Origin of the sequence: Shewanella sp. c952, assembly GCF_019654975.1 — a bacterium.
Classification (GTDB): Bacteria; Pseudomonadota; Gammaproteobacteria; order Enterobacterales; family Shewanellaceae; genus Shewanella.
In genome coordinates this window covers 1-401 of the sequence record NZ_BPEW01000151.1, presented here as the reverse complement: position 1 = coordinate 401, position 401 = coordinate 1, and the positions used below count along the sequence as shown (strand labels likewise).

Here is a 401-nt window from a genome sequence, read left to right as displayed (position 1 = left end):
TTAAATTGAAATGCGACATTAGCTCAGTTGGTAGAGCGATACCTTGCCAAGGTATAGGTCATCGGTTCGAACCCGATATGTCGCTCCAATTTAATATGGCGCGATGGCAGAATGGCTATGCTGCGGATTGCAAATCCGTCGATCTCGGTTCGACTCCGGGTCGCGCCTCCACAAATTAAGAGTTTGGTGAGTGGTTAAGTAATTAACTGCAGTGTTTCTACCGATAACACGTATCATCAGAATCAAAGAGTTTGCCCGAGTGGTGGAATCGGTAGACACAAGGGATTTAAAATCCCTCGCTTAATAGGCGTGCCGGTTCAAGTCCGGCCTCGGGTACCAAACATTCTCGCAAGAGAATTACAATAAGCCTCAACGAAAGTTGGGGCTTTTTTGTATCTTAA

The 401-nt window shown here is 45.9% G+C and carries 3 tRNA genes; all 3 read left to right on the top strand.

Annotated features, from left to right (window positions below):
- Positions 1–12 precede the first annotated feature (12 nt).
- The 3 genes from K5R16_RS22345 to K5R16_RS22335 all read left to right on the top strand — a co-directional run bounded on the left by K5R16_RS22345 (position 13) and on the right by K5R16_RS22335 (position 339).
- Positions 13–88 (top strand) — tRNA-Gly (locus tag K5R16_RS22345).
- A 9-nt stretch (positions 89–97) separates the two neighbouring features.
- Positions 98–171, top strand: a tRNA-Cys gene (locus tag K5R16_RS22340).
- 82 nt (positions 172–253) lie between these two features.
- Positions 254–339, top strand: a tRNA-Leu gene (locus K5R16_RS22335).
- The last annotated feature ends 62 nt before the right edge of the window (positions 340–401 follow it).